We start from the raw sequence: 20,825 nt of genomic DNA, 5'->3' as shown, positions 1-20,825 counted from the left end.
GACCTAGAGGTACTTGGTGATTTGTTTGAAGGCTTCCAACGGTGCGCGCTCGCCATTGTTCAAGGCTGAGACTGTGTCCTCCAGACAGTGATCAATGTGATCCTGGATGAGCGTGCGCTTCGCTTGACATACGGCTTTTTCGACCGCATGCAGCTGCTGAGCGATGTCCACGCACTGACGCCCCTCTTCAATCATGGTGATGATGCCGCGTAAATGGCCGTCCGCCCGTTTGAGACGCTTGATGATCGCCTCGTGACTTTGGTGAGTGTGGGGATGGCTGTGTTCGTTTTCACTCATGACTTGAGCCTCGGGCCTTAATGAATTACGCTGGCATCCTATCCCCCCTTAGGGGATGCGGTCAAACGCATCAAAGCCCTGAAAAACGAGTTGAAGCCCGATCACGATGTTCAGCAGAACACTGACAACAACGGTGGTATTCGCGCTTGTCCTCGCCATGTTTGTGGCCTGGGCTGGGCATACCTATACGTTGTCAGTGACGTCGAAACAGCCTGCTTGGGAGGTTGCGCAAGACGCCCATCACTCTCATGAAGAGCTGACTGAGATGTCGTGTGCGAGCTGCTCGGATCACTATCACTCCCCGCTGACCCCTGACCATCAGCACGAAACACCGCAGCTCACTTCACTGTTGATTTTGGCCGAACAACCCAAGCTATCGGTGCGGGTTGATGCCCCGCAATATGCAGTTCCCCCTCCGCCGATATTCTTGATCAAGCGTCCACCCCGTCCTTCGTTCGCATCCTGACCATGGCCGCGCAGCGGCCTTTGATCCCTCCAACGTAGGATTTATCCATGCATTCGCACTCGATGAGCGGCGTGGGCGCATTCACTGCGCCATCGCACCGCCCGCTACTGCTGTTGTTTTTACTTGTCGCTGCACTTTTCCTCGGGATGCCCGAGGCGATGGCTCACGCCGTCGCGGAAGGTGACAAGGGCTTTATCCAGGAAAGTTCCGGCGTCATGTTGCTGCCCTTCATCTACATGGGCGCCAAGCACATGATGACGGGCTACGATCACCTGCTGTTTCTGTTCGGGGTGATCTTCTTCCTTTACCGCCTGAAGGATGTGGGGCTCTACGTCACACTGTTCGCGGTAGGCCACTCGGTGACGTTGCTGCTGGGCGTGCTGACCGAGATCAGCATCAGCTCGTACATCATCGACGCCATCATCGGTTTTTCGGTGGTGTACAAGGCACTCGATAACTTGGGCGCGTTCCAGCGCTGGTTCGGTTTCCAACCCAATACCAAAGTGGCCACGCTGATTTTCGGCCTGCTCCATGGTTTCGGCCTGGCCACCAAAATCCAGGAGTACGAGATCTCGCCCGACGGGCTGATCCCCAACTTGCTTGCGTTCAACGTCGGCGTCGAGATCGGCCAGTTGCTGGCCCTTAGTGCGATTCTCATTCTGATGGGGTATTGGCGGCGCACCGCCAGTTTCTGGCGCCACGCCTATACCGCCAACGTCGCCATGATGAGTGCCGGTTTCCTGCTGATGGGTTACCAGATCACCGGCCTGTTTATCTCCGCCTAAGGAATTCTGACCATGTTCAATACTCCGCTTCCAACTGTTAATGAATTGCCCAGCACTCGCAAACTGGTTCGTTCGACTGTCATTGCACTGCTGACTGCTATTGGCCTGCTGATGACCGTTGTCATGCCTTCGGAATACGCCGTTGATCCTACGGGTGTGGGCCGCGCACTGGGTCTGACCCAAATGGGCGAATTGAAGATCATCCTTGCCCAAGAGGCGTTGGCGGATACAGCGCCGCCGCAAGCATTAGCTCCTAGTTCAGCTCCAGCTCCAGCTCCGCAGATTGCGCAAATCCAACCTGCTGCAATACCTGTGGCCCAATCAGCGTCGGCACCGACCCCAGCCATGAAGACGAATCAAATGACCGTCACGCTCAAACCAGGTGAAGGGACAGAGATCAAACTGGAAGTGCTGAAGAACAAGACTGTGAGTTATGAATGGACAGCGGCTGGTGGGCTTGTGAACTACGACACCCATGGCGAGCCCTACAACGGTGAAAAGGGTTACTTCCACAGCTACAACAAGGGCAAGCAGGTCAAAAGTAATAAAGGCGAATTCACCGCCATTTTTGACGGCACCCATGGTTGGTTTTGGCGTAATCGCAGCAATAACGACGTGACCATTTCGTTGAAGACGAGTGGTGATTACCTGAACGTCAAACAGTAATCCGACACAGAGACGGCTGTCCTACTGCCGAAAACGCGGACTTCAGCCTGACCACAGACCATTTATTTCATCCACTTTTGAAGAGTATTCCCATGAAATCCCCAACCACTCTGATTCGTTCTGTGCTGCTGTTCTGCTTCCTGGGCTTGATGACGGCATGCGGCGGTGGTGAGAAAGGCACAACCTCCGAGAGCGCTGAGCACGGACATTCGCACGAGTAACACTCTAAAAAAACAAGGCCGCGATTGCGGCCTCGTTTTTCTGCATGACGAAAAGTTCTAGCCTATATCCCGCAAACAAATGACTGCTTTGGGTCGTCCTCTGCCGGTCATGGCCACGAAGCCTGCAGGTCAAATCCGAAGCAAATTACTGGTCAAATCGAATGCAAATGGCTGGGCAAGTCTGTGCAATTACCTAACGGATAGGCTCTCGACAGAACTGGTATAGCATCCCTTGATTCTTCTATGCCATCATCGATGCTTGTAAAATCGGAGGCTAAGGACATGGCAAACGATTTACCACCAGATTACATAGAGTTCGCGAAACAGCTGGGGTTCTCGTCACCAGAGCAGTGGGACGTGACCAGGGGAAATCTGAAAGATGGCTGGAAACGAATTCATCGTCGCATTGTGACAGGGCGGTCTCTTCGGGGGACGATTCTGGACTTTGTAGCTAGAATGAATTCGTCTGACGATCACTTTAGGCGCAAGTCCGGTGAGGTCGGGGTAACTAGGGTAACTCCAGTATCCGCGCAGGTTCAGCTTTTTGAGGATCTATACCCACAATTTGCGCCTTATGTTCCCCCTCAGACGTCGGTAGGATCTGAACACCGGATCAAAAAACCGAAAGCTCCCAAAGTCCGAAAGCCGAAAGTTAAGACGCCAATGTTTGTACAAATTGGATTTGGCTTAGTAAAGCACCTTCCGGCCACGGAAAATCGAGAGGGACAGCGTGATTCTCGACGAACACACTACACCAATCGAAAAAGCCTCAAAGAGCATAATTTACGTGCCAGGTTGGTCGCTAAGCGGATCACATGGGGATAGCGATTAATCCTGATATTTCTAAGATCTCAGTTGTTGCGCTAGATTTGTCAATTCGTATACTGCTCAATCATTTTATAAAGGTCATCTCATGTCCCGTCTTGCTGAGTTCCGTCAACTCGAAAAACACTTGGCCGAACAACTCGCTGCCCTTGAAGCCATGAAAGGCGACGAAGGCCTGAAAAAAGAAGTTGAATTCGAAACTAAGCTGCGGGCTTTGCTTGCCGAGTACGGTTATAGCCTCCGCAACGTCATCGCTCTCCTCGATCCCCAGGCAGCAAGCCGTGCTTCTACTACCGCTGCCCCGAAAAGTGTCCGCAAAGCACGTGACGTCAAGATCTACCAAAACCCAAATTCGGGCGAGTTGATCGAGACCAAGGGCGGGAACCATCGCCAGCTCAAGGAATGGAAAACTGAATTCGGCGCGGACATTGTTGAGTCCTGGCGCACTCAGTAAGATCGGTTTGAGTACAAATGAGGGCCCGGTGGGGCCCTTTTTCGTAGCCACATGCGGGGTAATCATGGATCGACATCTCTACAGGTTCAGGACAGCGGATCGTCTGCTCGGAAAAGACGCCACCGAGACCAAGGAGGCTGTGCCCGGTGAGCTTGAGAAGCTTGAGATTTACTTCGCACCGCCTGAGCAATTGAACGATCCTCTAGAGGGGTACAAGGAAATCTACTGGGCGGGTGATGAAATCGTCTGGGCGAATTTCTTTAGGCATTACCTATTGATACTAGCGCTTCGAAGCTGGGAGATTGATGACGCGGTAATGAGCGGCGTGCCACTTCCTAATGAGCTCCCAATTGGCCAGTATCCTGCTAATCTCCGGGGTGTGTACCTCTTTGCTTTCCAGGAAATGGATTACCTGCTCCAAAGTAGTGAGATATTTCAGGGGTACATCAAGGCACTCTCTAAAGCCGAGAGAAAACACTACAAGCCACAGTTGTTGCTCTACCTCAGTTCTCTGCATACGCGCTTCTTAACAATCGTACTTTCAGTAAGTTACAAGTACGAGTTAACCGGTGCACATCATCCTGAGAATCCTGGAGACCCACTAGGGGACAGTGACTTTCATCTGAAGATAATATCAAATATCGAAGCAGATGATGGCCAGCATCGTGATTTTGAGTCATACAGGCAGATTGCTGTCACAACCTCGGCGTTCTCCATCAAGGCTGCGCACGTATGGATCAATGATCATTACGGTGTGTATGACCTAATAACGGCATTTGCTCCTCGATATCTAGATCAAATCGACCAGCTAATGCACCCGAAATGGTATGTAGCCTGCTTTATGAAGGAGTGTAATAACTCCGCCATCTGGGGTAGCTACGGAGACAATCACAAAGGCATCTGCCTGAAATATAGGGTCTCAGGTGAAGACCAAGCACTATCTCTTGAAATGAATAAGCCGATAGGTCTTGGTCATAGCGGCATCATTTATGGCTTCCAGAATATGCAGTTCAAGGAAGTTTTCTACGATCGAGAACACTCGGAAATAGATTTCTTCAGATCATTAGGCAACGTCCCAAACGAGGCATTAGGTGGCTTCTGGTACAACGATGGCCAAGGAAATCTGAGTACCACTAGCGAGTGGTACAAAACTGATTCCAGTGATCTGCGAGAGAGGCACTGGAATAACCTTGATTTCGCTTTGACCTCAACGCTTCCTCAGTGGGAGTCCGAAAAAGAGTACCGCTTGGTTCTTAATTCCGGCATGGACATCACAGATAAAAAGCATCGAGTTTTGAAGTATCGGTTTTCAAGCTTGGAGGGCGTCATTTTTGGGATCAAGACGCCGTTGGAGTACAAACTCAAAGCTATTAGGATTATCAAGGCCCACTGTGAACGTGAAGGCCGTGAAGAGTTTCAGTTCTACCAGGCCTATTACGATCCGGAAACGAAAAGTATCCAACATGGCTTATTACCTGTTTCAATACACGATGCTGATATAAATGGTGGCTCTACTGAGCCTGGCGATTCATCAGCTGAAAGCTAGCTCGCAGATTCTCCACTTCTTCCGCAAGTTGGAATCAGGCATCGGGGCCGGCCACTGCCGAGTATTTATCGACGGTTGTAATCGGCGCCTATCGCTGTGCGGTCATAAGAGTAGAGGGTGCACGCTCTAACCATTGGAACAGCGATCTTCCCGCCAACGATCGTAATGTCTCCTTTGCGTCGTTATGAGCCTCTCAGCTTTGATGTCTGGGTGGTCCAATCCTCTGCAATCGGTGGTCAGTCAAATGCAAATGACTGGTCAGGTCGTATGCAAACGCATGGTCAATTGCGCTGCAATTTCGCAATTGAAGCTCAGTCAATTCGGGTATTCCTCAGTCTCAATGCATTGAAAACTACAGATGCAGAACTGACGCTCATGGCTATGGCAGCGATCATTGGCGACAGGAGGTGTCCCGTCAGTGGATAGAGCAAGCCTGCGGCAAGGGGAATACCCATCGAGTTGTAAAGAAAGGCGAAACCCAAGTTTTGCCGCATGTTTTTTACTGTTGCGACCGAAAGTGCCCTTGCTCGTAAAATCCCCATCAGGTCGCCTTTTACCAGCGTGAGTTGCGCACTATTCATCGCAACGTCAGTCCCTGTCCCCATGGCAATGCCCACATCTGCTCGCGCCAGGGCCGGTGCATCGTTGATACCGTCACCAGCCATGGCGACCTTCCGGCCGTATTGCTGGAGGTCTGCGACCAGACGCTCTTTGTCCTGAGGTTTCACTTCACCGTGGACTTCTTCAATCCCCATCTCCCTGGCGACAGCCCGAGCGGTGGTGAGCCCGTCGCCAGTAGCCATGATGATTTTGATGTCATCAGCCTTGAGCTTGGTGACTGCTTCTTTGGAGGTCGGCTTAATTGGATCTGATACTGCCAGTAACCCTGCCAATACCCCGTCGATTGCGAGGTAGATGATACTGATGCCGTCAAGACGCAACAACTCTGCACGCACTTGTAGGGGCTTGGTGTTCACGCCTGCGGCTTCCATCAACGCGGTGTTCCCCAGCTGGATCTTCTTGCCATCGACGATGCCACTGACCCCGATACCTGAACCAGACTCAAAGGATTCTGGCTTGGTGAGCTTAATGTTCTCGGTTCGGGCGTGATCGACGATTGCATGAGCCAAGGGATGTTCGCTGCCCTGATCAAGGCTGGCAGCCAGCTGAAGAACATCGTGGGGATTGAAACTTGGTGTGGCCTCCACGCTGTGAAACACTGGCCGACCCTCTGTCAGGGTGCCTGTCTTATCGACAATCAGCGTGTCGATCTTGCAAAGGTTTTCGATGGCACTGGCATCCCTGAACAGCACACCCATGCTGGCTGCTTTACCTGTCGAAACCATGATCGACATGGGCGTAGCAAGACCCAACGCACAGGGACAAGCGATGATCAGCACGGCGACAGCGTTGATCAGACCAAACACCCAACTGGGCTCAGGGCCAAAAAGCCCCCAGCCGACAAATGTCAGTATCGCAATCGCGATAACACCCATCACAAAGTAGCCAGCAATAGAGTCGGCCATTCGTTGCATTGGTGCTTTGGAGCGCTGAGCCCGAGCGACCATCTGTACGATTTGTGACAGCATGGTCTCGGCGCCGACCTTCTGCGCCTCCATTACCAAGCTGCCATGTGTATTCAGCGTGGCACCGATCAGGCTATCTCCAGCTCTCTTCATTACCGGCACTGGCTCGCCAGTGAGCATGGACTCATCCACCGCACTTTCACCTTCCAGTACTGAGCCATCAACTGGCACCTTTTCACCAGGCCTGACCCGCAGATGGTCTCCAAGGTGGACATGTGTGTGAGGAATGTCTTCTTCCTGTCCATCGGCATTGATCCGGCGTGCGGTCTTGGGCGATAGACCGAGAAGGGACTTAATGGCGGCGGAGGTTTGCGATCGGGCTTTGAGCTCAAGAATCTGCCCAAGCAAGGTGAGCGAGATGATGACCGCGGCGGCTTCGAAGTAGACGCCGATACGTCCATCTTGCATGAAGGTGGCGGGAAAGCTTTGGGGTAAGAGCGTTGCCATGACGCTGTAAAGGTAGGCTGCGGCGGTACCCAAACCAATCAGAGTCCACATGTTTGGACTGCGATTTCTAATAGAGGCTATGCCCCTTACAAAAAAGGGCCAACCTGCCCATAAGGTCACCGGTGTCGCCAGAGCTAGCTCGATCCAGTTTTGGATCGAGCCATGGAGGAGTTGTAACGAGTGTCCCGCCATGGCGAGCACTGTCACTATCACGGTTAATGGCAGCGACCACCAAAAGCGGCGGGCGAAATCCCGGAGTTCAGGATTTTCTTCTTCATCGAGCGTGGGCATGACCGGCTCTAATGTCATGCCACATTTAGGGCAGTTGCCGGGTCCGGGCTGGCGTATTTCCGGGTGCATCGGACAGGTAAACTCAGTGCCTGTTTGTACCGCAGACTCTGAAGAGGTGACGCGGGATTCGGCGCTCGAAACATTACCGCTGTAGCGTTCAGGATCAGCTCGAAACTTCTCCTGGCATTTCAGGCTACAAAATTGATATGTCTGTCCCTGATAAGACTCACCAAACTTACTTGATGAAGTGACTGCCATTCCGCACACCGGGTCACGTAGATCATCGTCATTGAGCGGAGCAGCATGGGCGTGACTGTGGTCGTGGTGGCTCGATATGGTAGGCATGGCTATTCCCCTTTTTCGTCCTTGTGGGTTGCTGCCTGATCGCCATGGCTATGTCCGCCATGTCCATGTCCAAAAAAGTGCATCAATGGACAGATCAACAGAATCAGATAAGGCCAAAATGGATAAACGTGGCTGAAATGCTCCCGCAAAACGTAAAAGGCACCAATCGCAATGAGCATGATTAGTACAACGCCTGTTTTGCGCCTCCAAAATGGTGCGGTGGTGTTTCCATCCGGATGCTGATGGTTATTCATGATCTAAACCCCACTGTGTGAGCATTGCTGTGATCTCTGCGACAGAGCGTAGCCAACTCTTGCGTCGAAGCGGTGTTAGCAGCCAGCTCTGGCTTATTTCAGGTCAAACTGACCGACCATCCCTGACTGATAATGCCCCGGCACGTTGCAGCCAAACTGAAGCCCAGTGCTGTTGTTGAAGGTCCAGATCAGCTCTTTGGTTGCGCCAGGCTCAATCAGGACGCTGTTCGGGTCGTTGTGCTCCATTCCGACCATCTTCATTCCACCCATGCTGTGGCCCATACCGCTCATCGTTTTCCCGGTACCTGTGGGGTTAAGCGTTCCGTTCTGGAACATGCTTGCCATTTCTTTTTGGTGTGCTGCGTGAGCAGCAGCTTTGCCGATGTTGAACTCGTGCAGCAGCGAACCCTCATTGCGAAGGACAAATCGAATAGTTTCACCAGGCTTTACGTCGATGCTTTCAGGTTTGAAGAAAATATCGCCCATCTCGACCTCCACCGTACGGGTAACCTCAGAGGCGACTCCAGGCTGGCCGATGTCCTCTTTCCCATGCCCTGCGCTGGCCATAGCCGTAGCACCGAAGAGTAGAGTGATTGCTGCGATGACAGGGGTAACGAGCTTAGCTTTCATGGTGACCTCGAGAGTAAGTGGGAAACACTGGCTATGCTAATGATGCGGAGCTGCCAGTTAACTGACCTGAACACTACATTTCTGTCAGTTTTCGAAATAAATACGGCGTCCAGATGACGCCGCATTTAACAGGACTGTTCAAAAAGCTCTTTTCAGGGAGTTGCTTACTGATGGTTCTCTGACAGCATCAGCTTGTGCTCGCGTTGCATTTGACTCAAAACGTCGTCGACAATTTTGTCGTGCTTTTCCATCCAGGCCAGGTGCTGCTGGGGTGACATTGAGGCGTCTGGATGATCTTTATGGAGTTGGCTCATGATGTCGCCGAGCATTTTCATATGCTCGGCCATGTGGACATGACGCTGTCCTTCAGGGGCTTTTTCAGCTTGGATCAGTACGGCTTCAGCCCTGTCGCGCAGGCCTTCCATACGCTCTATCACCCGGTCTCCGCCACTTTCAGCCCATACAGAAGCTGAGACGAGTATCGAGCTCACAAAAAACAGCATTTTCAGGCGATTCATGGGGCAACTCCTTATGGAATTGTTTTCCGGCTCCCTAACGTTTCATGCTGAAGAGTCGGTCGAGCACCAGGAAGTACTCATGCTTGAACCCTAGACAGCGCTCGCTGACATCTACCTGAAGCCAATATTACTTTTCTGTCAGTTGCTGGTTGGCTGGCGTGTTTCGTTGCAGACTGCGCTTCATCATTATCCGAGAGCCACCCTCATGAGACTTCTGGTTGCTGAAGACGAACCCAAAATAGGTATCTATTTGCAGCAAGGACTCACGGAGGCGGGGTTCAATGTGGATCGCTTTACCAATGGCAAGGTGGCGCTACAGCACGCTTTGAGCGAGGCCTATGACCTGCTGATTCTAGACGTCATGATGCCTGGGCTGGATGGCTGGGAAGTACTTCAGAAGGTTCGTGCATCCGGAAAAGATGTTCCCGTGCTCTTCCTCACGGCGCGAGATCGCGTTGAAGATCGAGTGAAAGGACTTGAACTCGGTGCAGATGATTACCTGATCAAACCCTTCGCATTTTCTGAACTGTTGGCTCGCGTCAGAACGTTGCTGCGTCGGGGTAACGGCGCTCCCTCGCAAACCTATATGAAACTGGCTGATCTGGAGGTGGACCTGCTCAAGCGTCGGGCCATTCGTGGAGGTAAACGCATAGACCTTACGGCCAAAGAGTTTGCGTTGCTTGAGCTGTTGCTACGACGTCGAGGGGAGGTGCTGCCAAAGTCACTTATCGCCTCCCAGGTTTGGGATATGAACTTCGACAGCGATACCAACGTTATCGAGGTTGCAGTGAGAAGGTTGAGGGCCAAGATAGATGACGACTTTGAGGTCAAGTTGATTCATACCTCTAGGGGGATGGGTTACATGCTCGACGCGCCTGATTCGGAGTCGGAATGAACCGAATGTCCCTGACGACCCGTATGAGTCTGATGTTCATGCTCGCGGTAACGGCCGTGCTTACGGTCGCCGGACTCAGTTTCAATAACCTCAGTCGGCATCACTTTAAGATGCTGGATCAGCAGGCATTGAACGAAAAGCTCCACTCGACCCAGAGAATTTTGTCCGGGTTGAACAGCATCGATCAACTCAGCGAATTTAAGCCTGAGCTGGAGGCGCTGCTGGGGGCTCACCGTGATTTGACTGCCCTAATAATCGATGGTGACGGCAAGCTGCTGTTTGCTGATCCCGGTCCGGTAGATATTCCGAAGGAGTTCCGCACAACCACAAACAACAACGTCTGGGAGTGGCGGGAGCAAGGGCAGATGTTCCGTGGAGTGACGGCACAAGCCGTTGTGACGGGGCAAGACAAGCCGTTGACAGTCATTTTGATCTTTGACGTTACTCAGCCTGAATTCATAGAATAAGCGCAACGCTTGAAACGAGAGGCAGAGAGCCAGCCACCGGTAGAATCCAGGCTCTCACACCGAAGGATTCAAGCGCAGATGACTACGCATTACCGGCAGCTGACTCAGGGACAACGTTACCAGATTGAGGCTGGCTTGAGCGCCGCAGAGAGCCAGGCGAGCATTGCAAAGCGGGTCGGCGTGCATCCCTCGACGATCAGTCGCGAGGTTCGCCGCAACAGCACCCAGAATATCTACAAGGCTGTTTCTGCGGCCCATGAAAGTGATGCTCGTCGAGCGGGTGCGCGCAAGTTTTGCAAGCCGGCGACATGGCTCAGCCATCATCTCCCGGTGTGGCTCAAGCATGGCATGAGTCCGGAGCAGATCGCCCAGCGGTTGAAGCAGGAGCAGCCAAGCCGGGCGGTCAGCCATGAGTGGATTTATCGGTTCATTGCCGCCGAACAGCGCGCCGGTGGTGAGCTTTATACCTATCTGCGACATCGCCGAAAGCGCTACCGGAAACGCTATGGAAGCCACGATCGGCGCGGGCAGCTGCGTAATCGCGTGTCAATCAGTGAACGCCCAGCCGAGGTCGAAAGCCGCGAGCGCCTGGGGGACTGGGAGGGCGATACGGTACATGGACTGGGCGGTAACCTGGTGACCCTGGTTGATCGCAAAAGCGGCTATCTGAGCGCCTATCCGGTCAAGCGCAGAACGCGCCGGCAGGTAACGCGGGCGATCAATCTGATGCTTCAGGGCCATGCCGCTCACACGCTGACGCTGGATAACGGAAGGGAGTTTGCCGGGCATGAACGCATCGCGCTACGGAGCCAGTGCCAGGTCTTTTTTGCAGACCCCTATTCATCCTGGCAACGTGGCACCAATGAAAACACCAACGGTCTGCTCCGCCAGTATTTCCCCAAGGGCAGCGACTTCAGCAAGCTGACCGTCGAAGCCGTCAATCGGACAGTAGCGAGGATCAATCTACGCCCGCGCAAGCGCTTGGGCTGGAAGACGCCGTACGAAGTGCATACAGGGGTGAGCGTTGCACTTATGTGTTGAATTCAGGCAGCATATGTCCTTTTTCGAGACGCTTGAACGATGGTTTTGGATAGGGTTGGTGATCAGCGCATTGGTCAGTGCTGCACTCGGCTGGATGGTAGCAAGCAGTGGCATGCGGCCCATTCGCCAGGTCACGCGGGTCGCTGCCTCAATGTCAGCAAAATCACTCAAAGAGCGCATCCCCTTAGCACCCGTTCCCAAAGAGCTTCAGCAAATGGTGCTGTCGTTTAACGCAATGTTGTCCAGGCTCGACGATGCATTTGTCCGGTTATCGAACTTTTCCGCAGACATTGCCCACGAACTACGGACCCCCGTGAGCAACTTGATGACCCACACCGAAGTGGTGCTTTCAAGAAAAAGGAATATTGAGGACTACGAAGACAACCTGTACTCAAATCTTGATGACTTGAAGCGTATGAGTCGGATGATTGATGACATGCTTTTTCTGGCGAAATCTGACAACGGTCTGATCACACACGAGAACAAACCAATAGACCTCGTGGAAGTAGTGGAAAAATTGCTTGAGTACTACCGCCTTTTGGCTGATGAGCGAGGGATTCAACTCAAGGTTTCAGGAAGGGGCAGCGTCCGAGGCGATGTCCTTATGCTCCACAGAGCCATTTCTAACCTGCTCTCTAACGCGCTTCGCTACACCTCTGAAGGGAAGACGATCAGTGTCGAAATCCTCCAGAAGGAGATGTCGGTATTGGTCGTCGTGGAGAACCACGGAGAACCCATTGCCCCCGAACATCTTGAAAAGCTTTTCGATCGTTTTTATCGCGTGGACCCAGCGCGGCGAGAAGGGAGTCCAAGCAACGCAGGGCTAGGTCTGTCGATTACCCGATCAATTATTGAGGCGCATGATGGCAAAATCTGGTGTACGTCATGTGACGGGAAAACGGCCTTTCATCTAGAGTTTCCTAGTGTTGACTTGGAGGTCAGCTGAACAACGGCGTATTTGTGATCAACGGCGATCTCTCAGCCTGCGCCCAGCGTCCACTTTCGTTATTTTTGAATGAGTGAAAACCCTAGTATCTGGGGCACGCGGTCTCGTCTTTAAGTCTCGCTACGCCCGCCAATTCGAGGCCAAACACCGCGTCAAGCTGACTGAAATGTAATCGAACAGTTTGCGTTCGTGTGGCATCGTGTTCTTGCACTGTGACGTTGGGGCCTAGTGAGTTTCTCGTGTTCAACCTGACCTAGAACACGGAGGCTACTAGCTAATCATCAGTGGTTTTAACAAGAATCGAAAAGTAAAAATTAGATATTCCAAACAAACCTCGAATCAACAGCTCTTGCTGTGAGGAGTCTTGCATGTCATTCCTTAAAACTACGACCGTAGCTGTTGCACTTACCGCTGGTTTGCTTCTGAGTGCAGTTGCTCAAGCACATCCAAAGCTCCTTTCTTCCACTCCGGCAGAAGGCTCGAATGCGGCGGCCCCTTCGAAAATTGAACTGCACTTTTCTGAGAATCTCACCACTCAGTTTTCCGGTGCAAAACTAATCATGACCGATATGCCTGGCATGCCGAACTCCCCAATGGGTGTTAAGGCCGCCGTCGCTGGTGGCGGTGATCCGAAAACGATGGTGATTACACCGGCAGCACCTTTGACCACCGGTACCTACAAAGTCGAATGGCGTGCTGTCTCCTCGGACACTCACCCGATCACCGGCAACTTCTCATTTAAAGTGAAATGATTTATGAGCGACTCAATAAATATTGTGGTTCGCTTTGCTCTTTATTTCGACCTGATGCTGTTATTCGGATTGGCAATTTTCGGCTTGTACAGCCTCAGGGGAAAGGAAAGAGTATCGGGCACGGTCTTGAATTTTGAGTCGCTTCTTTACGGTACTTCCGTTGCAGGTGTAGCTCTGTCCCTTGCCGCGATGTTGTTGCTTGCGAAAGCAATGAGCGGTGTGTCGGAGCTTATGGAGCTACATCGTCATATTTTTGAAATGGTCCTTATGGGGACTGACGTCGGGTTGACCTGGATGGTCCGAATAGCTGCCTTGGTGATGGCAATTATTGGCGTCGCGTTGAACAAGCGATTTCCAACACCCAGTCTCTGGATCGTCACTGTATGCGGAGCGATTGCGTTGGCGACGTTGGCATGGACAGGGCACGGCGCCATGGATGAGGGCAGTCGACGCTACTGGCATTTCATCACCGACATTTTCCACCTATTAGCCGCAGGTGGCTGGTTGGGCGCTCTATTGGCATTCGCTCTACTGCTGCGGTTGAAATCGCTAAAGGGCGAACAAGAAGCTCAAATTCTTGCACGGGTACTGACTGGTTTTGAGTCGGCCGGCGGAGTGATTGTTGCGATCATAAGCGTTACGGGCGTAGTAAATTACCTGTTTATCGTTGGCCCACACCTCGATGAAGTGATGCTCAGTACTTATGGCCAGCTGCTGTTTTTGAAAATATTGCTCTTTGCTGGGATGATCGTTTTAGCCACGCTGAACCGCTTTCACCTAAGTCCGGTATTGGAGCGGTCAGTTCGAAATGGAGAATACTCTGCCGCAGTCAATGCCTTGCGCCGCAGCATGACACTCGAGTTTTTAATGGCAGTCGTCATAATTTGTCTTGTCGCATGGTTAGGCACTTTAAGTCCGGAAATGGAAATGAGCGCGGAATAGAGGTTGGTGACAGCCGACTAAGGAGTCTAGAAGGTGAATTGTAAGGGCCATTTCCACCGGCTACACTCCAGCCCATGAAACGCTACCTACGGTTTTGCCTGATTTTCCTGATTAGCCTGGCGCTCCCCCTCAGCGGGATGGCGGGTGTTCAGGCGCCGACTGAGCCCTGCCCCATGAAAACCATGGGCATGGCGATGATGGACGGCATGGGTCAAGACTGCTGCCATGACATGAAAAGTCCCACCGAGCACGGCAAACCCTGTAAGCCAGGCCAGGAGTGCAAGACTGGTGGCATGCTGCAAGTCTCCATCATCAAGCCTCCTATCACCTTATCCAGCCCCCTCGTACTGTCCTTCTCCCTAGATTCCCATCCAGTACAAACCCCGTCAGGGGTATGGCGACCGCCCCGCACTTGATTCCTGTACCACACTCAGCCTCATTCCGCGTTAGCGGGATGGCATATCTGCGTGCATGTCTGATGAAGCGCGCAGTGGATCATCACAGGAATCGTGAACATGAACTCCAAGTGCTATTGCACAGGGTGGTCCCTCGTGGCCGGCCTGGCGGCAAGCGTACTGGCATTGCCGAGTCTCGCTGCCGCATTGACACTCGATGAAGCTTTGCAGCTGGCTGAAAACAATGCGCCGTCGCTGACTGCACAAGACGCGAAAATTCAGGCTGCCAGTAGTGCGGCCATCCCCGCTGGTGAACTACCCGATCCCAAGTTGCTGCTAGGCGTACAGAACTACCCCATTGGCGGTCCGGATCGCTGGAGCATCGATCAGGACTTCATGACTATGCAAATGGTCGGAGTCAGTCAGGAGATGCCCAACAGTGCCAAGCGCAAAGCCCGCATCGAGGTCGCTGATGCAGCCATTAACCGCGCCGCAGCTGAGCGCCGGGTCGAACGTCTAAAGGTTCGTCAGGCCACGGCGCTGGCCTGGATCAACAGCTTCTCCGTTGAGCGTAAAGACGCGCTGTTCCAGGATTTCTACAAAGAAAACCGTCTGCTGGCCGATACCGTCCGTGCACAAATTGCCGGCGGCCGCGCTCAACCTGCTGATGCAGTAACGCCCAAACAGGAAGCGGCACAACTGGAAGAGCAGCAGGACGATCTGATTCGCCAGAGAGCGCAGGCCCGAGCGGCTCTGAAGCGCTGGATTGGCCCGGCCGCCAACGACAAACCTGTGGGCAGCTTGCCTGAATGGCCTGTCGAAGCCTCTGGCTACTCTCATAAGCTGCAACATCACCCAGAATTGGCAGCGTTTGAGCCTATGACCCGCGAAGCGCAAGCCAAGGTCCGTGAAGCCGAGGCGGAAAAACAGTCGGATTGGAGCTGGGAAGTCGACTATCAGCATCGTGGTCGACAGTTCGGCGACATGGTCAGCGTGCAACTTTCCTGGGATCTACCACTGTTTCCTGATTCTCGGCAAAACCCCAAGATTGCGGCCAAACACGCTGAACTCAACCAGCTTGAGGCTGAGCGCGAAGCGCTGTCACGCGAGCATACCCAGCAACTGGAGGACGAGCTGGCCGACTATGAACGCCTGAATCGTGCCGTGCATCGAACCCAGGACAGCCTATTGCCCTTGGCCAAGGAAAAGGTCGAGCTCAGCATGGCCAGCTATCGGTCCGGCAAAGGCGATTTGAGCTCCGTTGTCGCCGCCCGCCGCGAGCTCATCGAAGCCCGTCTCAAGCAGATTGATGTGGAAGAGCAGCGAGCGCTGACCAGCGCGCGCCTGTATTTCGCCTACGGGGAGTCCAGCCAATGAACCTTAGAAAGTGGAACGGGGCATTGCTGGTAGGCCTCTCGCTGGTATTGGGTGTTGCCGGTGGTTACTGGTTCGCTCAGCAGGGCATGAGCGAAGTACCTGGTGCAGCCCCAGAGCAGAGCCTCCCCTCTCTGGACGAACGCAAAGTACTGTATTGGTACGACCCTATGTCCCCGCAGCAAAAGTTCGATAAGCCGGGTAAGTCGCCCTTCATGGACATGCAGTTGGTCCCTCAGTACGCCGACATCAAAGGGGACAGCGCATCCGTTCGCATTGATCCAAGCCTGACTCAGAATCTCGGTGTGCGACTGGCTACCGTCAGTCGAGGTGTGTTTGCTTCGAGTCTGGAGGTTGTCGGTGTGTTGGCTTTCAACGAGCGGGACGTCGCCGTCATTCAAGCCCGTACGGCGGGTTTCGTCGAGCGCGTGTATGCCCATGCTCCTGGCGACGTGATCAAAGCCAATGCCGCCATGGCGGATATCCTTGTACCTGAGTGGGCTGCGGCTCAGGAGGAGTTTCTCGCACTCAAGCGCAGTGGCGATGCGGGCTTGCTGGCAGCGGCTCGCCAGCGCTTGCGGCTCACCGGGATGCCGGCGGCATCAATTGCTCAAGTAGAGCGCAGTGGCAAAGTCCAACCAAACCTGACCCTCACCAGCCCTATTAGTGGTGTGCTGCAAGAGCTCAATGTGCGCGAGGGTATGACGGTGGCCGCCGGCGAGACACTGGCACGCGTTAATGGTTTGAGTAGCGTCTGGCTGGCCCTGGCCGTTCCGGAGACTGAATCTGGATCGATCCTCATGGGGCAAGCGGCAGAGGCGCGTTTGCCCGCGTTCCCTGGGGTTGTGCTCAAGGGCGTCGTCAGCGCGATTCTTCCGGAAACCAATCCGGATAGCCGCACCCTTCGCGTCCGCGTCGAGTTACCTAACCCAGAAGGCCGTCTCAGGCCGGGTATGACCGCACGAGTGAGCCTCAATCGTTCAACGGAGCAAAGTGTGTTGTGGGTGCCGAGCGAGGCCGTCATTCGCACCGGTCGACGTGCCCTGGTGATGCTCGCTGAAGACGCTGGCCGCTATCGTCCTGTTGAAGTGTTGATCGGGCAGGAAAACGATGGCAAGACGGCGATCTTGAAAGGTCTGGAAGAGGGCCAGAAGGTGGTTACCTCTGGCCAGTTCCTGCTCGACTCGGAGGCCAGTCTCAAGGGTATCGTTGCAAACTCAGAGGAACAGTCACCACCCAGCGCAGCAGCCTCCAGTTTTCATGAGGCGGATGGGCAGATCGTTGAGATCAACGACAAAGAAGTCACACTCGCCCATGGCCCCTTCAAAACGCTGGGCATGCCTGGCATGACGATGACGTTCCCGCTCGCCAATCCGGCGCTGATGCAGGGCCTCAAAACGGGCGACAAGGTCCGGATTGCAGTGAGTCAAACCGACGATGGCTTGCGTGTTGAGCGTCTAGGGAAATCAGGGGGCCAGCTATGATTGCTGCCCTGATTCGTTGGTCAGTGGCCAACCGATTCCTGGTGCTACTGGCGACACTGTTCGTCACGGCTTGGGGCATTTGGTCGGTGCAGAGCACGCCCATCGATGCGCTGCCGGATCTCTCCGATGTTCAGGTGATCATCCGCACCCCGTATCCGGGACAGGCACCGCAGATCGTCGAGAACCAGGTGACCTATCCGTTGGCCACCACCATGCTTTCGGTGCCTGGCGCCAAGACCGTGCGCGGCTACTCCTTCTTTGGTGACAGCTTTGTCTATGTGCTGTTCGAAGACGGTACTGACTTGTATTGGGCCCGCTCGCGGGTGTTGGAGTACCTGAGCCAAATACAAAGTCGCTTGCCGGCCAGCGCCAAACCGGCGTTGGGGCCGGATGCGACAGGAGTGGGCTGGATTTTCCAGTACGCGCTGGTAGATCGCAATGGCGGACACGATCTGGCGCAACTTCGTGCACTTCAGGACTGGTTCCTCAAGTTCGAACTCAAGACTCTGCCCAACGTTGCCGAGGTGGCCACCGTGGGTGGCATGGTCAAGCAGTACCAGGTGCAGCTTGATCCGCTCAAACTGGCCAGCTTCGGTATCACGCAGGCCGAGGTGGCCGACGCGATCGGCAAGGCCAATCAGGAAACCGGTGGTGCCGTCCTGGAGATGGCAGAGACCGAGTTCATTGTGCGGGCTTCCGGCTACTTGAAAACGCTCAATGATTTTCGGGCGATCCCACTCAAGCTGGGATCGGGCGGTGTGCCGGTGACCCTTGGCGATGTCGCCACCATTCAGTTGGGACCGGAAATGCGGCGTGGCATTACTGAACTCGACGGTGAAGGCGAGACCGTCGGTGGCGTGGTGATTTTGCGCAGCGGCAAGAATGCTCGGGAGACCATTGCGGCGGTCAAAGCCAAACTCGACGAACTGAAAAGCAGCTTGCCGGCGGGGGTGGAAATCGTCACCACCTACGACCGCAGCAAACTAATCGACCGCGCGGTGGAAAATCTCAGCCACAAACTGCTCGAAGAGTTCATCGTCGTCGCGTTGGTGTGTGGCATCTTCCTCTGGCACCTGCGTTCATCTCTGGTGGCAATCATCTCCCTGCCGGTGGGGGTGCTGATCGCCTTCATCGTGATGCGCTATCAAGGGATCAACGCCAACATCATGTCCCTAGGCGGAATTGCCATCGCCATCGGTGCCATGGTCGACGCTGCCGTGGTGATGATTGAAAACGCGCACAAGAAGGTTGAGGCCTGGCACGTGGCCAATCCGGGGGAGGAACTGAAGGGTGAACGTCATTGGCACGTGATGACCGAAGCGGCGGCTGAAGTTGGACCAGCACTGTTCTTCTGTTTGTTGATCATTACCCTATCGTTCATTCCGGTGTTCACCCTGCAAGCGCAAGAGGGGCGGCTATTCGGCCCGCTGGCTTTCACCAAGACCTACGCCATGGCCGCAGCGGCGGGATTGTCAGTGACCTTGGTGCCGGTGTTGATGGGCTACTGGATTCGGGGACGAATTCCCAGTGAACAACAGAACCCGTTGAACCGGTGGCTGATCCGGATCTACCAGCCGGCTCTGGATGCAGTCTTACGACGACCGAAGATCACGCTGCTGGTCGCGTTGCTGGTTTTTATCAGCGCACTATGGCCAATGTCGCGCTTGGGTGGCGAGTTTCTTCCGCCTTTGGACGAGGGCGACCTGCTCTATATGCCTTCGGCTCTGCCGGGATTGTCGGCGCAGAAAGCGGCGCAACTGCTGCAACAGACCGACCGCCTGATCAAGACCGTGCCGGAGGTCGAACATGTCTTTGGTAAAGCCGGTCGTGCTGAAACTGCCACCGACCCGGCGCCGTTGGAGATGTTCGAAACCACCATCCAGTTCAAGCCACAGGAGCAATGGCGCCCAGGTATGACTCAGGAAAAACTGGTGGAAGAGCTGGATCGAGTGGTGCGAGTTCCTGGGCTGACCAATATCTGGATACCACCGATACGCAACCGAATCGACATGCTGGCCACGGGGATCAAGAGTCCTATTGGGGTGAAAGTTGCCGGCACCAACCTGACCGAGATTGATGCCGCTACCCAGGCGGTCGAGCGGGTGGCCAAGGATGTGCCCGGCGTCAGTTCTGCGCTGGCCGAGCGACTGACGGGTGGTCGCTATATCGATGTGGATATCGACCGCAAAGCCGCCGCCCGCTACGGGCTGAATATCGACGATGTGCAGTCCATCGTGGCCGGCGCTATCGGCGGTGAAAATGTCGGCGAGACCATTGAAGGGCTCGCACGCTTCCCGATCAACGTGCGTTATCCACGGGAGTGGCGTGACTCGCTCGGTGCCTTGGAGCAATTGCCGATCTACACCCCGCTAGGGAGCCAGATCACCCTCGGCACGGTGGCGAAGGTCAAGGTCAGCGACGGCCCGCCGATGCTCAAGAGCGAGAATGCACGGCCCTCTGGTTGGGTATACATCGACGTGCGTGGCCGGGACATTGCCTCGGTAGTCGCCGATCTACGCCGGGTCGTCAGCGAGCAGGTCAAGTTGCAGCCCGGCATGAGCCTGAGTTACTCAGGACAGTTCGAATTTCTCGAAAGGGCCAACGCACGACTCAAACTGGTGGTGCCTGCCACGCTGTTGATCATCTTCGTGCTGCTTTACCTGACATTTGCACGCTTTGACGAGGCCCTGCTGATTATGGCCACTTTGCCATTCGCACTGTCTGGCGGGGCATGGTTTCTCTATCTGTTGGGATTCAACCTGTCGGTTGCCACCGGGGTCGGCTTCATCGCCCTGGCCGGCGTTTCTGCCGAATTTGGCGTGATCATGCTGCTCTACCTGAAAAATGCCTGGGCCGAGCGTGAAGACGTCGGCGACCGCACTGAGCGCGGTCTGGTTGCGGCGATTCGTGAAGGCGCTGTGCAGCGCGTTCGACCCAAGGCCATGACCGTTGCGGTGGTTATCGCTGGTTTGTTACCAATACTTTTGGGAAGCGGTACCGGCAGCGAGGTGATGAGCCGCATTGCCGCCCCGATGATTGGAGGTATGGTTACGGCGCCCTTGCTATCGCTGTTTGTGATCCCGGCGGCCTATCACCTCATGCGTCGTCGACACTTGTCCGTTGAGCCTGGCAAGCACTGACGCGTAAAAATGCATACAAAAGGGGCTGCGCTTGCAGCCTCGTTTGAGCTGCACAGCC

At 54.4% G+C, this 20,825-nt stretch carries 17 protein-coding genes and 2 pseudogenes; 14 read left to right on the top strand and 5 right to left on the bottom strand.

Annotated features, from left to right (window positions below):
- Positions 1 to 3: 3 nt before the first annotated feature.
- On the bottom strand, positions 4 to 297 hold the full coding sequence (locus AB7933_RS00935) for a metal-sensing transcriptional repressor (protein ID WP_024078235.1): 294 nt from the start codon (positions 295 to 297) through the stop codon (positions 4 to 6).
- A gap of 513 nt (positions 298 to 810) precedes the next feature.
- Between AB7933_RS00935 and AB7933_RS00930 the strand changes: the two genes are divergently transcribed.
- The 4 genes from AB7933_RS00930 (at position 811) to AB7933_RS00915 (ending at position 5,260) form a co-directional block, all read left to right on the top strand.
- Positions 811 to 1,548 (top strand): HupE/UreJ family protein, encoded by a 738-nt coding sequence (locus AB7933_RS00930; protein ID WP_024078233.1) that lies wholly within the window; start codon positions 811 to 813, stop codon positions 1,546 to 1,548.
- Positions 1,549 to 1,560: 12 nt separating this feature from the next.
- Complete coding sequence (locus tag AB7933_RS00925; protein ID WP_024078232.1) at positions 1,561 to 2,214, top strand: hypothetical protein; 654 nt, start codon at positions 1,561 to 1,563, stop codon at positions 2,212 to 2,214.
- Positions 2,215 to 3,348: 1,134 nt separating this feature from the next.
- Positions 3,349 to 3,714, top strand: a complete 366-nt coding sequence (locus tag AB7933_RS00920) for a histone-like nucleoid-structuring protein, MvaT/MvaU family (RefSeq protein ID WP_024078231.1) — start codon at positions 3,349 to 3,351, stop codon at positions 3,712 to 3,714.
- 64 nt (positions 3,715 to 3,778) lie between these two features.
- Entirely contained in the window at positions 3,779 to 5,260 is a 1,482-nt protein-coding gene (locus tag AB7933_RS00915) for a DUF2971 domain-containing protein (RefSeq protein ID WP_041161059.1), read from the top strand.
- A gap of 311 nt (positions 5,261 to 5,571) precedes the next feature.
- Here AB7933_RS00915 and AB7933_RS00910 read toward each other — a convergent pair whose 3' ends face one another.
- From AB7933_RS00910 to AB7933_RS00895, 4 genes are all read right to left on the bottom strand, one after another.
- On the bottom strand, positions 5,572 to 7,929 hold the full coding sequence (locus AB7933_RS00910) for a heavy metal translocating P-type ATPase (protein WP_024078229.1): 2,358 nt from the start codon (positions 7,927 to 7,929) through the stop codon (positions 5,572 to 5,574).
- Positions 7,930 to 7,931: 2 nt separating this feature from the next.
- Positions 7,932 to 8,183, bottom strand: coding sequence for a DUF2933 domain-containing protein (locus tag AB7933_RS00905; protein ID WP_019821297.1), 252 nt, complete (start codon positions 8,181 to 8,183; stop codon positions 7,932 to 7,934).
- Between the two features lie 93 nt (positions 8,184 to 8,276).
- Positions 8,277 to 8,813: a cupredoxin domain-containing protein gene (locus AB7933_RS00900; protein ID WP_024078228.1), complete on the bottom strand. Its 537-nt coding sequence runs from the start codon at positions 8,811 to 8,813 to the stop codon at positions 8,277 to 8,279.
- A gap of 164 nt (positions 8,814 to 8,977) precedes the next feature.
- Positions 8,978 to 9,331, bottom strand: a complete 354-nt coding sequence (locus tag AB7933_RS00895) for a co-regulatory protein PtrA N-terminal domain-containing protein (RefSeq protein WP_024078227.1) — start codon at positions 9,329 to 9,331, stop codon at positions 8,978 to 8,980.
- A gap of 205 nt (positions 9,332 to 9,536) precedes the next feature.
- Between AB7933_RS00895 and AB7933_RS00890 the strand changes: the two genes are divergently transcribed.
- From AB7933_RS00890 to AB7933_RS00845, 10 genes and pseudogenes are all read left to right on the top strand, one after another.
- On the top strand, positions 9,537 to 10,226 hold the full coding sequence (locus AB7933_RS00890; protein ID WP_024078225.1) for a heavy metal response regulator transcription factor: 690 nt from the start codon (positions 9,537 to 9,539) through the stop codon (positions 10,224 to 10,226).
- Positions 10,223 to 10,675 (top strand): annotated as a pseudogene (locus AB7933_RS00885) (two-component sensor histidine kinase); the annotation flags it as partial. The gene AB7933_RS00890 and the pseudogene AB7933_RS00885, both read left to right, overlap by 4 nt.
- A 96-nt stretch (positions 10,676 to 10,771) precedes the next feature.
- Complete coding sequence (locus tag AB7933_RS00880; RefSeq protein ID WP_004577240.1) at positions 10,772 to 11,734, top strand: IS30-like element ISPpu17 family transposase; 963 nt, start codon at positions 10,772 to 10,774, stop codon at positions 11,732 to 11,734.
- Positions 11,735 to 11,738: 4 nt separating this feature from the next.
- Positions 11,739 to 12,680: pseudogene (locus AB7933_RS00875) on the top strand (heavy metal sensor histidine kinase); the annotation flags it as partial.
- Between the two features lie 368 nt (positions 12,681 to 13,048).
- The gene (copC, locus tag AB7933_RS00870; protein ID WP_019821291.1) at positions 13,049 to 13,432 is read left to right on the top strand and encodes a copper homeostasis periplasmic binding protein CopC; all 384 of its coding nucleotides are present in this window, start codon (positions 13,049 to 13,051) and stop codon (positions 13,430 to 13,432) included.
- A 3-nt stretch (positions 13,433 to 13,435) separates the two neighbouring features.
- Positions 13,436 to 14,374, top strand: a complete 939-nt coding sequence (copD, locus tag AB7933_RS00865; RefSeq protein WP_019821289.1) for a copper homeostasis membrane protein CopD — start codon at positions 13,436 to 13,438, stop codon at positions 14,372 to 14,374.
- Between the two features lie 74 nt (positions 14,375 to 14,448).
- Positions 14,449 to 14,790 carry a hypothetical protein gene (locus AB7933_RS00860; protein WP_019821287.1) on the top strand — a complete coding sequence of 114 codons (342 nt, stop codon included), beginning with the start codon at positions 14,449 to 14,451 and terminating at the stop codon, positions 14,788 to 14,790.
- Positions 14,791 to 14,889: 99 nt separating this feature from the next.
- Positions 14,890 to 16,146 (top strand): TolC family protein, encoded by a 1,257-nt coding sequence (locus AB7933_RS00855; RefSeq protein WP_019821285.1) that lies wholly within the window; start codon positions 14,890 to 14,892, stop codon positions 16,144 to 16,146.
- Entirely contained in the window at positions 16,143 to 17,627 is a 1,485-nt protein-coding gene (locus AB7933_RS00850; RefSeq protein ID WP_019821283.1) for an efflux RND transporter periplasmic adaptor subunit, read from the top strand. Before AB7933_RS00855 ends, AB7933_RS00850 begins: the two co-directional genes overlap by 4 nt.
- The gene (locus tag AB7933_RS00845) at positions 17,624 to 20,767 is read left to right on the top strand and encodes an efflux RND transporter permease subunit (protein ID WP_019821281.1); all 3,144 of its coding nucleotides are present in this window, start codon (positions 17,624 to 17,626) and stop codon (positions 20,765 to 20,767) included. Before AB7933_RS00850 ends, AB7933_RS00845 begins: the two co-directional genes overlap by 4 nt.
- Positions 20,768 to 20,825: the final 58 nt, after the last annotated feature.

Source organism: Pseudomonas gorinensis, from assembly GCF_042015035.1.
GTDB classification, from domain to species: domain Bacteria; phylum Pseudomonadota; class Gammaproteobacteria; order Pseudomonadales; family Pseudomonadaceae; genus Aquipseudomonas; species Aquipseudomonas gorinensis.
The sequence above is the reverse complement of the archived record's forward strand: the minus strand, read 5'-3'. Positions and strand labels throughout refer to the sequence as shown.